We start from the raw sequence: 14,278 nt of genomic DNA on the forward strand, positions 1-14,278 counted from the left end.
CCTATAGCTTTCTATATATAAAGGTAGAAGCTTTCTCAAAGCCATAATCCTTAAAATTATATATACTTTCAGTAGCTCCAACAAACAATAACCCGCCTTTTTTCAAGGATTGGCTAAATTTTTTATATATGTTGTTTTTTATATCTTGATTAAAATATATTACCACATTCCTGCATACTATTAAATCAAAATTACTTTCATAACTCTCTAATATTAAGTCGTGCTTTTTGAAATTAACTAAACTCTTTATATCAGAATTTATAATATATTTATCATCTCGTAAAGTAAAATATTTACTCAAATACTCCTTACTTACATTTTTTACTTCAGATATTGTATATTCTCCTTTTTTAGCCCTCTCAATTATAGTATTATCTATATCTGTAGCCAGTATTTTATGCCTTGCACCTCTAGATAATTCATTTAGATATATAGCTATGGAATAAGGTTCTGCCCCAATTGAACAAGCTGCACTCCATATCTTTAAAGAGCTGTTTTTGGGGAGCAATTCTTGTTTCAGCATAACTTTAAGTTCTTCAAATATATCAGGATTTCTAAAAAATTCAGATACATTTATTGTAATGAAATCTAAAAATTTTTGTCTTTGAGAACCATCTTTTTTTAAAAGCATTACATATTCATCTATACTGCTTACTCCCACCCTGGACATCAAACTATTTATCCTTCTATGCAGTTGATTTGATTTATAGGCTGACAGATTTATATTGAATTCTTTTAAAACCCACTGCTCAAAATAAGCCATATCCATAAAGTCTACCTCCTACCAGATGTTATTATTTTCAACATTTCTTTTGCTATATCATTTAGCGGTAAAACCAAATCTACTTTTCCCGTTTCATATGCAACTTTTGGCATGCCATAAATGGTACAGGTAGCCTCATCTTGCGATATGGTGATACCTCCATTTTTTTTAATTTCCACAGTTCCTTCTGCACCATCTTTTCCCATTCCCGTTAAAACTACACTAACTATATTTTCCTTATACACCTTTGAGGCAGATACAAATAGTTTATCCACCGCAGGTCTCACTCCCCATATTGCAGGTTCTTTATTCAGGTGTATTTTTTTATCATTCCATACTTCCATATGATACCCGCCTGGAGCTATGTATACAACATTTATTTCAGCAGTCATTCCTTCTTGTGCTTCTACTACTTTTACATGAGAACTTAAATTCAGCCTCTCTGCAAAAGCTTTGGTAAAACCTACAGGCATATGCTGTACCACAAATACAGGCACTCCTATATCTTTTGGCAGTTCTGTTATAACTGAAGTAAGTGCCTTAGGTCCTCCTGTAGACGCCCCCATTACTACAGCATCTATTCTTCCTGGTTGAAATTTACTCTCTCTTGCTTTTTTAGTATTTTCAGCTGAAATACGCACTGTGGCAATCTCTTTATAACTTTTATTTTCAGCTGCACTTATGGTTTTAATAGGACTATTTTGATTGGATGTACCAAAATAAGCCACTTTAATTTTTTGTATCAATTCAACTTTTACTTTATCTATATCAAGGGATATGGTTCCAGAGGGTTTAGGTAAAAAATCAAAGGCTCCTGCTGCTAAACATTCCATGGTGAGCTTTGTACCTTCTTTTGAAATACTACTTAAAATTATTACAGGTATATCTATATTTTTCTTTTTAAGCTCTCCAAGTGCAGTTATGCCATCCATTTTTGGCATCTCTACATCCATGGTTATTACATCTGGCATAGTTTTATAAAAATTAGAAGAAAATTTATCCATAAGATCCTGTCCATTTCTGGCAGTACCTATTACTTCTATGGAACTGTCCTCTTTTATCATGTCTGAGATAATTTTTCTCATAAGTGCTGAATCATCTACTACTAAAACCTTAATCTTTTTCAAACTATTATCACTCCATTAAATTTTAAATTTCTTTTATTCCCATTCCTACAGTACGTATTTTTACCCCACCCTGGGAGGTATCAAATATCATAGTCCTTCCTTTATTACCTCCCAGATCTTCGGATAATATAGGAACAGAACATTTTTCTAATATTTTCTTCACCGCAGCACTATTTCTATTGCCTATATCCATAATCATGCTCTTATCTGAAAAATTAAACATAGATGCTCCACCTGCTATTTTGGCTTTTAAATTTCTTTTATTTACTCCTAATTTTTCTAAATCTTTTATTAAAAGAGGGACAGCTAAATCCGCAAATTTTACAGGGTTTTTTATATTACTGAATTGTGTGCTGTCCGGCAGCATTATATGTGCTAGTCCACCTATACCTTTCACTTTATCATACAAAGCTATACCAACACAGGAACCAAGACCTATAGTTATAAGTCTATGAGGGGAGCCGGCAGTATTCATATCTGCTATTCCTACCTTTATCTCTTTTATCTCCATAAATATTGCACCTTTCAATTTTAAATTATATAAGTTCCTTCTCTTGCTCTGTTAATATTTTAGAAAGATTTAAAAATATTATTATTTTATCATTTATTTTAATAAGTCCCTTAATATATCTTTTAGATATTCCAGCTATTATATCCGGCGGAGCTTCAATGCTGCTTACATTTACATCCCTTACTTCAGATACCACATCAACTATTATACCTATCTTATTTCCGTCTTGTTTTGTAACTATAATCTTAGACTCGTCCCTTTTCTCCTCTCCACTAAATCCAAATTTTTTGGTAAGGCATATTACAGGAAGTATATTTCCCTCATAATTTATGACTCCATCTACAAAATCAGGAGAATCCGGTAATTTTGTAGTTTCTTCATATCCTAGAATTCTCTCTATTTCCATAATATCCGTAGCATAATATTCTTCATTTATACTAAATATTAATACTTTTATTTCTTCCTGGCTCATTCAAATATCCTCCTTAAATAATATTTAAAACTAGCATTTAATTCAATTTGTTACACAATTATAGCATAATTTCATGTATTTATAATAGGTTTTTAGAGAAGAAATTTGTCTACTACAATATTGCCTTCATTAAAATAAGCATGCAAATTTTTACTTGGAGAATCCAACATAACTTTTTTCTTTCCCACTTTGATTACAGTATTGTGATATGCAATATCCGCCCATATATGTCCTCCATCTTCTACATGAAGTACTGTAGACACTCCTGCCATACTACCTACAATTTTACATTTAATTTCTTTTTTCGCTTTTAATGTTCCCCCTCTTGCTACACTTCTTTCCTGCAAAAATTCAATAGAATCATTTGCAGTAATTTCAGATATATACTCCCCCTTTCCAGTGATTACTACGCTTCCGGAACTTTCTATATGAGAATCCTGACAATAGGCTATAGTTAAATTTACAGGAAGAGCAAGACATTCATTTAAATGTTCAATTTCAGCTTCAATTTTTTCTTTTAGATAATTTAACTCTGAGTAGTTTTTTATATTTATAGGTCCCATACCCATAAAACTTGTCCTTATAATTTTTACTATTTCCTTTGCTAAATTTTGTTCACATTCTTCAGGGTCCATATTTAAATCCGCAATTATATTTATTCCAAGCTTTAAAAGTCCTTTAAATTTATTTTCCAATAATATTTTTATTATCTCCCCATCTTTTTTATTTTTGCCAAGTAGATCATACATTTTTATTTCTCTCACGGCTTCAATCATCTCTTCCAGGTTAACCTTAAATTCCAAAAGGTGATCTATGGTTTTGATTTTATTTACACAATCTCCCCCACCATATATTTCCGAGCCCACAATACTTCCATTTATTAAAATATCCCCCACGGCTTTAATCTTAGCTCTTTCTACTTCTTTATATATACTAAGGTTGCCTCCACATTCAACTTCCATTCCTTCTTTTACGTTACCCTGTACTATTACATCTCCTGTAAACTTTATATTACCCGTACTTAAATCCACATCCTTACTGATTTCATGAACCTGATGTACATAAAAAGTACCATTTTTTATAAAAGGCTTTCCTTCTATAACTGCTTCAACTTTATCCTCATCTTTAATCATACACCCTTGTCCTGCAGTAAGTTTTTTATGTTTAGCTTTTTTAAATTTTAAAGTTTTCCCATTTACATCGAATCCATTTTCCCCTTCAAATCCTTTATGCCTTTCAGCAATAATATCACCTTTTTTTACAGTACTTACAATGCCTATACTTTTAAAATCTATATTCCCTCCCACATCCTCTTTGAAGTCTACAGAATCTTGAAAGTTGATATTTATAACATCATCTTCCCCATCTACAGGCTTTTTACCTTTTGCTATTAATACTCTTTTTCCACTTTCTAGAACATCCTTAAAATTTTCCTCAATTATGCCATAAACAATTTTATTACTTACAAGTTCATTTTTTACGTCACTTTCATTGTATTTAGGAGGTTCCACAGTTTCAACTATATAAACTTCCAGATTTAATTTGTTGCTTTCTTTTGTATCTTTAAGTACATAAACATTTTTAGATGTGTAATTAACCTTTGCATAAGCCTCCATGGCATCTCCTGAAATATCTATCTTCAGTTCCCTTTTAGGAACATTTTCTTCTAAGATCACTTCTATATTACTGCTGTTTAAAACTTCACATTCTTCTTTTATTTCAACTCCATCCACAAAAATGGACATATGTTCTCCCTTTACTATTACAGCTGGCTTTTCCCCATCTATAGGGTCTTTTACAATTATCTTACCTTCTATAACTTTTACAGTACCTTGATCCTCATTTAATTTATCCTCTTCTTCCTCTTTAGAAATTTCTTCTACTTTCTCCTCACCATAGGTCACCTCTATTACTACTTTTCTCCTAAAAAAGGATCTTTTATTTTCAAGTACTTTATACTCCAATTTATCCTCTGGTATATTTAATTCATATCTTGCAAGCTGCAGACAATTTTCCAGTGAAGTGTCCTGAAATACTTTTTTCATATTTTCCCTCCTTAAATTTCAGAATATGTAAAGCTTTTTATATCCTTTTCCATCTCATGGTCATATGCATTCATTATACTTATAAGCGCCTTGTTTTCAGGGGAATGGAAGGCTATATTTTCTACCCTTTTTATAGGCAGTACCTTAGGAGAAGTGCCTGATATAAAGAGAGCATCAAACCTTTCTATTTGTTTATAATTTATTTTTTCCTCCTCAACTTCAAGCCCCATATCTTTACAAATTTTTATTATAACATCTCTTGTAACCCCTGGAAGTACATCTCCCACCGGAGCAGTTATTACCTTTTCACCTTTTATCATAAATATATTGGACTTACTTCCTTCTGTAATATTTCCCTCATTATCTACAAGTATTGCTTCAAACACATTATTTTCTTTAATTTTTTCATTGACTTTTTCCCTAAATGCAGTATTTATTACTTTGGCATTGGGATCTTCTCTTTCCCCGTGAAAAAAGATAGTATCTACCCCTGTTTTATAATATTTTAGAGGTGGATAAAAATGTTTTGAAAAATATGCCACAAATACATTTTCACGAGAAAAATTAAAAATAATTTTTATATTTCCAATATAAGCCTTATTCACTTCCACCAGCTTTTTTATTCTATTTTTAATCTCATCTCCTGTAAGCCAGATCTTTAAACCAGTTATTTTACAAGAATTTTCCATGCGCTTTAAATGAGGTTCCAAAAATAGAGGTTTACCATCTATTATCCTTATAACTTCATAGATAGATTTTCCCTTATATGATATATCCTCTAGAGATTCTCCTTTGTTTTTTATTTCATCATTATACAAAAAAAATTTATTTGAATATTGTTCCATTTTAATCCCTTCTTTTAAATAAATTTAATCAAATATTAACATTATTTATATTTTATTTTATCATTATCTGAAAAATTTTTCCTTAAGTATACTAATAAATTGTTTATATTTTATCTGACAACATGTCAAATTCACCTTATAATTTCTTATTTATTTTATCGACATTATTTATTTAAAATACACTCTATGTAAAAATATAAATTATATTTTTAAATATTTTTAAATTTATGATATCATATTATAGTATGAAGGAGTGATTTACTTGGAAAAACTGGCTATATTTGATGTAGATTTTACTTTGACCAAAAGGGAGACTTTAATGGAATTTTACATATTTATGGTGAAAAAGTATCCTAGACTTATAATATATGCACCTTTTAGTATTTTTTCTGCTATTTTATATCTCATAAAACTATTTCCTGCGTCAAAGGCCAAGGAAAATTTCATTGCATTTATAAATGGAATAAGCGAAAATGATATGAAACTTCTAGTAAAAGAATTTTATGAAAAAAGATTAAGTAAAATAATTTATGAAGATGCCCTGAGTACTATAAAAAAACTAAAAAAGAGAGGATATAAAATATACCTTATATCTGCATCTGCAGAGTTTTATTTAAATGAATTATACAGAATAAAAGAAGTAGATAAAATAATAGGCACCAGATTTACTATACTGAATGGGAATCACAATAAAAAAATCTCAGGTGAAAACTGTAAAGGGGAAGAAAAAGTAAAAAGACTTATGAAATCTTTAAAAGAAGATAATATAGATGTGGATTTTAAAAACTCCTATATGTTTTCAGATTCACTATCTGACTTACCTCTTTTTAATATGGTTGGAAACCCCTATCTTATAAATTATAGAAAAAGACACCCTCATATAAAAATACTAAAATGGAGATAATAAAAGGCTGCAAACAACAATATTGTCTGCAGTCTTTGATTTTAGATCAGTTATTTAAAAACGCCTTAATCCTCTGACTCTTCTACCAACTCTGCATAGTGGGCAGATGCTTCTTCAAATTCCTTATCCTCTGGTATAATAAGTTCTTCCCCATTGTCTCCCATCTCTACTTTAAATAAATATACAGAATTATTTTCAGGATTTTGAACTAAAACATACTGATTATCTTTATATTCAAATTCATCAATTATTTCACAAGAAACTAAATTTCCATTTTCATCTTCTAAATCCACCACGAGATTTTCATGTTCTCCACAATCGCAGCCACAATCACAATCATGTTCATGTTCATGCTCTCCACAATTTTCTTCTTTAGAATCGCAGCCGCAGCTATTTAAATTTTCATTATCCATAAAGTCTACCTGATTTACTTTTTAGCACAATTATGTTAAAAATTAGAATATTTTTTGCGCACAGTCTATCAGGAATCTTCACCTCCTTTTACTATTATGTTCTAATTTTAACCTTAATTGCACTATAATAAAAGTATTTTTAAAAAATATTTTTAAATTTAAAAAATGCCGGACTATAAGTCCAGCATTTTTTTATATATTATATTTCATTTGCCAGTTTTTCATAACCTGCAATTCTGTCAAAGGCATCTTTTTTAGTCTTTTCAAATAATTGTTCTGCTGTTTCTGGGAATTGTTTAGCAAGGGAAGAATATCTAACTTCGCCCATTAGGAATTCCTTAAAGTCTGAGGTTGGTTTTTTAGAATCCAAACTAAAGGATTTTTTACCCTGTTCCTTCAATTCTGGGTTGTATCTGTATAGTGCCCAATATCCAGACTCAACAGCTTTCTTAGATTCATTCTGACTTCTACCCATTCCATCTCTTAATCCATGGTTTATACATGGTGCATAAGCTACTATAAGTGATGGTCCTTTGTAAGCTTCTGCTTCCTGGATAGCTTTTAATGTCTGATTTTTATCTGCTCCCATGGCAATTTGTGCTACATAAACATATCCATAAGTCATAGCCATCATTCCAAGGTCTTTCTTCTTGGTTTTCTTGCCGCTGGCAGCAAATTTAGCCACTGCAGCTGTAGGAGTTGCTTTTGAAGATTGTCCACCTGTATTTGAATAAACTTCTGTATCAAGTACAAGTACATTCACATCTTCCCCAGATGCCAGAACATGATCCAATCCACCGTAGCCTATATCATAAGCCCATCCGTCTCCACCGAACATCCAATGGGATCTCTTAATTAGAAAATCCTTATTTTCATATATTTCATTTAATAATGCATCTTCTTTTTTCTCATTTTCCAGTAATTCTATTATTTTATCCGCTCTTTCTCTGGTATCTTTTCCATTATCTGTATTTTCAAGCCAGTCTTCAAAAGCAGCTTTAAGTTCTGTGCTTAAATTACCTTTTAATGCTTCTTTGATATTTAATGCAACCTTATCTCTTACCTGTTTAACTGCAAGGAACATTCCAAGTCCGTATTCAGCATTGTCTTCAAATAAAGAATTACCCCAGGATGGTCCATGTCCTCTGTGATTTTTTGTATAAGGAGTAGCCGGAGCTGATGCACCCCAAATTGATGAACATCCTGTAGCATTTGCTATCATCATTGTATCCCCAAACAATTGAGTTACAAGTTTTACATATGGAGTTTCTCCACATCCTGCACAAGCCCCGGAGAACTCAAGAAGTGGTTTTTCAAACTGACTTCCCTTTACGCTGAATTTATTAAGAGGATTTTCCTTGTAAGACACAGACATTGCATAATCCCAGGCATCTGTTCTATTTAATTGTGTATCTATAGGCTTCATAACAAGAGCCTTTTCCTTTGCAGGACATATATCCGCACAGTTTCCACATCCTGTACAATCAAGAGGTGAAACGGCTATGGTAAAGTTTAATCCTTTTGCTCCAGAAGCAGCCTTGGATTCAAAACCTACTGGTGCCTTAGCCAATTCCTCTGCATTTGTAAGAACAGGTCTTATAGCTGCATGAGGACATACAAAGGAACATTGATTACATTGTATACATTTATCTGCCTGCCATTCTGGAACATTTATAGCTATTCCTCTCTTTTCATAAGCTGCCGTACCCTGTGGGAATGTACCATCTTCCATTCCAACAAAAGTACTTACAGGAAGCTTATCTCCATCCTGTCTGTTCATTGGATAAACTATTTTGGATATAAATTCCGGTACTTCAAGTGCAGCTGCAGCTTCACCTTCTTTTGCATCTTTCCATGAAGCTGGAACATTAACTTTAACTAGGGCATTAACTCCCTTGTCTATGGCTGCATTATTCATATCTACAATTTTTTGTCCCTTTTTACTATAGGAACCTTCCACAGCATCCTTTAAGTATTTCACAGCATCTTCTACAGGTATTATATTCGCAAGCTTAAAGAAGGCAGCCTGACATATCATGTTTATTCTTCCGCCAAGACCAATTTCCTCCGCTATTTTAACTGCATCTAATATATAGAATTCAATGTCATTGTCTGCTATATATTTTTTCATGGAAGCTGGTAATTCACCTTCCAGTTCTTTCTCTGTCCAGTTGGTATTAAGAAGGAATTTCCCTCCTTTTTTAAGTCCTTCAAGTACATTGTACTTATGAACATAGGACTTATTGTGAACTGCAATAAAATCAGCCTTGTCTATAAGATATGGTGATTTTATTTGAGATTTACCAAATCTTAAATGTGAAACTGTTATTCCTCCAGATTTTTTGGAGTCATAAGCAAAGTAGCCCTGAGCATACATATTTGTATGATCTCCTATGATCTTTATAGCACTTTTGTTTGCCCCAACAGTACCGTCAGAACCAAGTCCCCAGAACTTACAAGCTGTGGTTCCCTCTGGTGTGGTATTTATGTCTTCTGCTATATCTAAAGATGTATTTGTAACATCGTCAACTATGCTTACTGTAAATCTATCTTTTGGACTTTCTAATTTTAAGTTTTCAAATACTGAAAGAATGTGTGGTGGAAGTGTATCTTTTGACCCAAGACCATATCTTCCTCCAACTACTACTGGCTGTCCTTCTTTTCCATAGAATGCATTTTTAACATCTAAATACAAAGGTTCTCCTGTTGAACCTGGTTCTTTTGTTCTGTCTAGAACTGCAATCTTTTTAACAGTGTCTGGCATTTGATCAAGGAAGTGTTTTATTGAAAACGGTCTGTATAGATGAACTGTAACCAGGCCAACTTTTTCCCCTTTTGCCATTAAATAATCTATTACTTCCTCTATGGTTTCACAAACAGAACCCATTGCAACTATAACTCTTTCTGCATCTTTTGCACCATAATAGTTAAATATATGGTATTCTCTTCCAGTAAGCTTGGTCATTTCTTTCATATAATTTTCAACTATTTCAGGAAGTGCTTCATAGTATTTATTGGAAACTTCTCTTCCCTGGAAGTATATATCAGGATTTTGAGCTGTACCACGAGTTACTGGATGATCAGGATTTAAAGCTCTTCTTCTAAAATCATTTACAGCTTTATAATCTACCAATTTTGCCAAGTCTTCATATTCAAGTACCTCAATTTTTTGGATTTCATGTGAAGTTCTAAATCCATCAAAAAAGTTTACAAAAGGAACTCTTCCCTTTATTGCAGATAAGTGTGCCACTGCAGCAAGATCCATAACTTGCTGAACTGAACTCTCTGCAAGTAGTGCAAATCCAGTCTGTCTTGTAGCCATAACGTCCTGATGATCTCCAAATATGCTAAGAGAACTTGCAGCTATAGCTCTTGCAGTTACTTGGAATACGCCTGGCAATAACTCACCGGCAATTTTATACATATTAGGTACCATAAGCAGTAATCCCTGGGATGCAGTGTAGGTAGTGGTAAGTGCTCCTCCCTGCAGAGATCCGTGTACAGCTCCCGCAGCTCCTGCTTCTGATTGCATTTCCATAACTTTTACCTGTTGTCCAAAAACATTCTTTTTGCCCTGGGCAACCCACTCATCAACATGTTCTGCCATAGGTGATGATGGAGTTATTGGATAAATAGCCGCTACATCAGTAAAAGCATAGGATATATAAGCTGCTGCGGTATTTCCATCCATAGTTTTCATTTTACTCATAAAAATTCCTCTCCTTTTTAATATTTGATATACAATTGAATTTTTTATAAATTAAGATTGCAGTATAAAACAACTGCATTTTTATAAACTAAATTAAAGCAATATTAAATAACAAATATGTGTATAAAGATAAGTTTTATTTATTTTATATTTTATCAATCTAATATAAAATAATATAGCATAAAGATATCATATATGAGGTATATTAATTTATAATATAACATTTATAGTGATATGTACATACTATTTATTTTATTTATGCTAAATATTTTAAATTATTTATATTTTTCTATTAAATTTATAATTTTATTTGTTGCATCTTGTACGGCACTTGCCTTCATTTTATTTATATAAGTATGCTTTGACATGTCTAATTTTTTTAACTTGTCTAAAAGCAGCTTTGGGGTCATATCCTCTTCCTTAAGTACCATACTGTATCCACTTTTCTCAAAAGATGCAGCATTTAAAATCTGATCTCCTCTACTGGATTTTCTAGACAGAGGAATAAGTAAATTGGGTTTTTTAAGGGCTAGAAGTTCAAATATAACATTTGCTCCGGCTCTTGATATTACTATATCTGCTGCATTCATTATGTGAGGCATTTCTTCACTTACATATTCAAATTGTACATAGCCATTCCTCTCTGTAAGCTTTTCTTCCAAATTTCCTTTTCCACATATATGAATTATATTATAAATTTTCAAAAGTTCATTTAAACAATTTCTCACCGTATTATTTATAAATTTTGATCCCAAACTCCCTCCTATTATGAGCAGCACAGGCTTGTCATTTTGAAAACCGCACATTCTTCTACCTATTATTCTGCTTCCATCTAAGAGTTCCTGCCTTATTGGTGTGCCTGTAAGTACAGCATTATCACCTTTTATAGACTTTACAGATTCCGGAAAAGTAACACAGACTTTGGTGCAATAAGGTGAAGACAGTCTATTTGCAAGTCCTGGAGTTATATCGGACTCGTGTGCAATAACAGGAATACCATTTATGTATGCAGCAAAAACCACAGGTACTGATACAAATCCTCCTTTTGAAAACACAACATTTGGTTTTTCCTTTCTCATTATGAATATGGCTTGAAATATTCCTTTAATTACCTTAAAAGGATCCGTAAAATTTTTTATATCAAAATATCTTCTAAGTTTTCCACTGGAGATTACATGATATTTTATTTTTTCATTTTCTATTATTTCTCTTTCAATGCCACTTTCTGTACCTATATATTGTATTTCATAGCCTAATTCTTTTAACTTTGGAATTAATGCCAGATTTGGTGTAACATGGCCGGCAGAACCTCCTCCAGTTAATATTATCTTTTTCAAAACATGATTCCCCCTTAATACAATGCACAATTCACAGTTCACAATTTATCATTTGCAGTGCTTAGCCCTATTTTTAAACAGTCAGGATGTGCTATAGTCCTCTAGATTATACTTCTAAAATTTAAGGGAAATCTTACAACTTGCAAGTTTAATTTTATAATTCTCGTACATACAGAAAATTCTGTGATTTTTTTAATGTATAATAATCTTAATAGAATTCCATTATAAAGAATATTAAAATTATTATTTAAAAGTGTCAAGTGTTACTGTACACTTTAAATTGTCTCATGTCAACTGCATACCATGTAATTCTATGTTAAATTAAAAATTTATTTAAGTCTACCTTTTTTTTATTTATTTTTTGACGTGAGTCTAAAATCTTTTATTACAAGTTGAAGATTTTTAACACCATTAAATTCATTAATACAGGGTAAAAATATAAAATCCATTTTTAAACTGGTAAAATTATTATTAAAAATTTTATTTGCACCACTACTTCCATAGACTTCAAGTATTAATTTTTTAAATTTTTCTCCCCCATCAAAGGCTATTGCATCAATTTTTTTTAGGCTATTTTTCAATCTGCAAAATAATTTTAATACATTTTTATCCTTTCCCATAAAATAAATTTTAAATACATCTATATTTTTTTCTCCAAATAAAGGAGTGGAATTACCTTTTCCAAAAGGTTCCAGTTTTTTTATATCTTCCAGCACGTGAAAAGATATGTTCTCAAGAGGCAGTTTTTTATCTATCCTGATTTTGGGTATTAAATCCTCTTCTGTAAGATTACAATTTTTATTTAAATTTTCTCTTAATCTATTTATATTTTCTTCTGTTATGGATAATCCCGCTGCCAAAGGATGTCCACCAAACTTTTCCATTAATTCTTTGCATTTTACAAGTTCTTCAAACATGTTATAGCCCTCAATTGATCTGCCTGAACCTTTTGACATAATTCTTCCCGATGTTATTACTATAGAAGGTACATTATATCTGTCTTTAAGTCTCCCTGCCACTATGCCTGCTATACTTTCATGAGTTTCTTTTTCATATACTACAAGTACCTTATCCCTTTTTAAATTTGAATTTTCCACTTTATCTATTATATTATTTAAACTTTTAACCGTCATATCCTGTCTCTGTATATTTAATTCATGAAGTTTTTTTGCAAGTTTACCGGCCTTTTCTGCATCTTTACACAGCAAAAGTTCCAATGCCAAAACTGCACTTTTAAGTCTTCCCGTGGCATTTATACAAGGGCCTATAATAAAACCTATATGGTAGGAAGTGATATTTTTACCTTTTAACGAAGTTTCCTCTATAAGTGCTTTTAACCCCAGATTCTCAGTATTATTTATCATATCAAGTCCCTTTTTAACTATAATTCTGTTTTCATCTATTAGATCAACTATATCACATATAGTTCCTATAGCAGCATATTGAATAAATTTATAACACTGTTCTTTTTTAAAATTAAATTTTTTATAAAGTACCTGAATAAATTTAAAAGCCACCCCTGCACCACAGAGATGTTTAAAGGGATATGAACAATCCTCCTGTTTAGGGTCTATAACTGCATCTGCCTCGGGTATTAAATATGTCTTTTCCCCATTTTCCCGTTCCTCAAAAAATATATGGTGGTGATCTGTAATCACCACGGCAATGCCAAGCTCTTTAGCTCTTTTAACCTGAGCCAGTGCAGAAATACCATTGTCACAGGTTATTATAACTTCACATCCTTCTTCTTTTAACTTTTCTATACTTTTTATATTTATACCGTACCCCTCTTCTATTCTATCCGGTATGTGATATTTAACTTTTGCTCCGCATTTTAAAAGACCACAGTATAATATATAGGTACTCATTACTCCATCCACGTCATAATCACCATATATGGCTATATTTTTATTATCCATTATGGCCTTATATATTATATCCGTACCTTTTTCCATATCCTTCATAGACAAGGGGTCTTGTAAATTGTCTACAGAGGGATTTAAAAAGTCTCTTATTTCTTTCTCTTCTACAATACCTCTATTTGCAAGAATAGTTGCCATAATTTCACTTATTCCTGCCTTTTTTGAAATATATTTTACATCTTTATTACACCTTTTAAGCATCCATCTTCTCTTCAAATATTACATCCCCC

At 31.8% G+C, this 14,278-nt stretch carries 11 protein-coding genes; 1 reads left to right on the forward strand and 10 read right to left on the reverse strand.

What is annotated here, in order from left to right:
• Position 1: 1 nt before the first annotated feature.
• From CKL_RS10440 to CKL_RS10465, 6 genes are all read right to left on the reverse strand, one after another.
• Positions 2-769 carry a CheR family methyltransferase gene (locus CKL_RS10440; protein WP_012102469.1) on the reverse strand — a complete coding sequence of 256 codons (768 nt, stop codon included), beginning with the start codon at positions 767-769 and terminating at the stop codon, positions 2-4.
• 5 nt (positions 770-774) lie between these two features.
• Positions 775-1,890, reverse strand: coding sequence for a protein-glutamate methylesterase/protein-glutamine glutaminase (locus CKL_RS10445; RefSeq protein WP_012102470.1), 1,116 nt, complete (start codon positions 1,888-1,890; stop codon positions 775-777).
• 22 nt (positions 1,891-1,912) lie between these two features.
• Positions 1,913-2,401: a chemoreceptor glutamine deamidase CheD gene (locus tag CKL_RS10450; protein ID WP_012102471.1), complete on the reverse strand. Its 489-nt coding sequence runs from the start codon at positions 2,399-2,401 to the stop codon at positions 1,913-1,915.
• A 25-nt stretch (positions 2,402-2,426) separates the two neighbouring features.
• Positions 2,427-2,873: a chemotaxis protein CheW gene (locus tag CKL_RS10455; protein ID WP_012102472.1), complete on the reverse strand. Its 447-nt coding sequence runs from the start codon at positions 2,871-2,873 to the stop codon at positions 2,427-2,429.
• 92 nt (positions 2,874-2,965) lie between these two features.
• Positions 2,966-4,918, reverse strand: a complete 1,953-nt coding sequence (locus CKL_RS10460) for a flagellar assembly protein A (protein WP_012102473.1) — start codon at positions 4,916-4,918, stop codon at positions 2,966-2,968.
• An 11-nt stretch (positions 4,919-4,929) separates the two neighbouring features.
• Positions 4,930-5,763, reverse strand: a complete 834-nt coding sequence (locus tag CKL_RS10465; protein WP_012102474.1) for an aminotransferase class IV — start codon at positions 5,761-5,763, stop codon at positions 4,930-4,932.
• A 262-nt stretch (positions 5,764-6,025) separates the two neighbouring features.
• Between CKL_RS10465 and CKL_RS10470 the strand changes: the two genes are divergently transcribed.
• Positions 6,026-6,667, forward strand: a complete 642-nt coding sequence (locus CKL_RS10470) for an HAD-IB family hydrolase (RefSeq protein WP_012102475.1) — start codon at positions 6,026-6,028, stop codon at positions 6,665-6,667.
• A gap of 65 nt (positions 6,668-6,732) precedes the next feature.
• Here CKL_RS10470 and CKL_RS10475 read toward each other — a convergent pair whose 3' ends face one another.
• From CKL_RS10475 to recJ, 4 genes are all read right to left on the reverse strand, one after another.
• Positions 6,733-7,080, reverse strand: a complete 348-nt coding sequence (locus CKL_RS10475; protein WP_012102476.1) for a DUF1292 domain-containing protein — start codon at positions 7,078-7,080, stop codon at positions 6,733-6,735.
• A gap of 199 nt (positions 7,081-7,279) precedes the next feature.
• Positions 7,280-10,789, reverse strand: a complete 3,510-nt coding sequence (nifJ, locus tag CKL_RS10480) for a pyruvate:ferredoxin (flavodoxin) oxidoreductase (RefSeq protein WP_012102477.1) — start codon at positions 10,787-10,789, stop codon at positions 7,280-7,282.
• 275 nt (positions 10,790-11,064) lie between these two features.
• The gene (locus CKL_RS10485) at positions 11,065-12,126 is read right to left on the reverse strand and encodes an undecaprenyldiphospho-muramoylpentapeptide beta-N-acetylglucosaminyltransferase (protein ID WP_012102478.1); all 1,062 of its coding nucleotides are present in this window, start codon (positions 12,124-12,126) and stop codon (positions 11,065-11,067) included.
• A 350-nt stretch (positions 12,127-12,476) separates the two neighbouring features.
• Positions 12,477-14,264 (reverse strand): single-stranded-DNA-specific exonuclease RecJ, encoded by a 1,788-nt coding sequence (recJ, locus tag CKL_RS10490; protein ID WP_012102479.1) that lies wholly within the window; start codon positions 14,262-14,264, stop codon positions 12,477-12,479.
• Positions 14,265-14,278: the final 14 nt, after the last annotated feature.

The sequence above is a fragment of the Clostridium kluyveri DSM 555 genome (genome assembly GCF_000016505.1).
GTDB lineage: Bacteria > Bacillota > Clostridia > Clostridiales > Clostridiaceae > Clostridium_B > Clostridium_B kluyveri.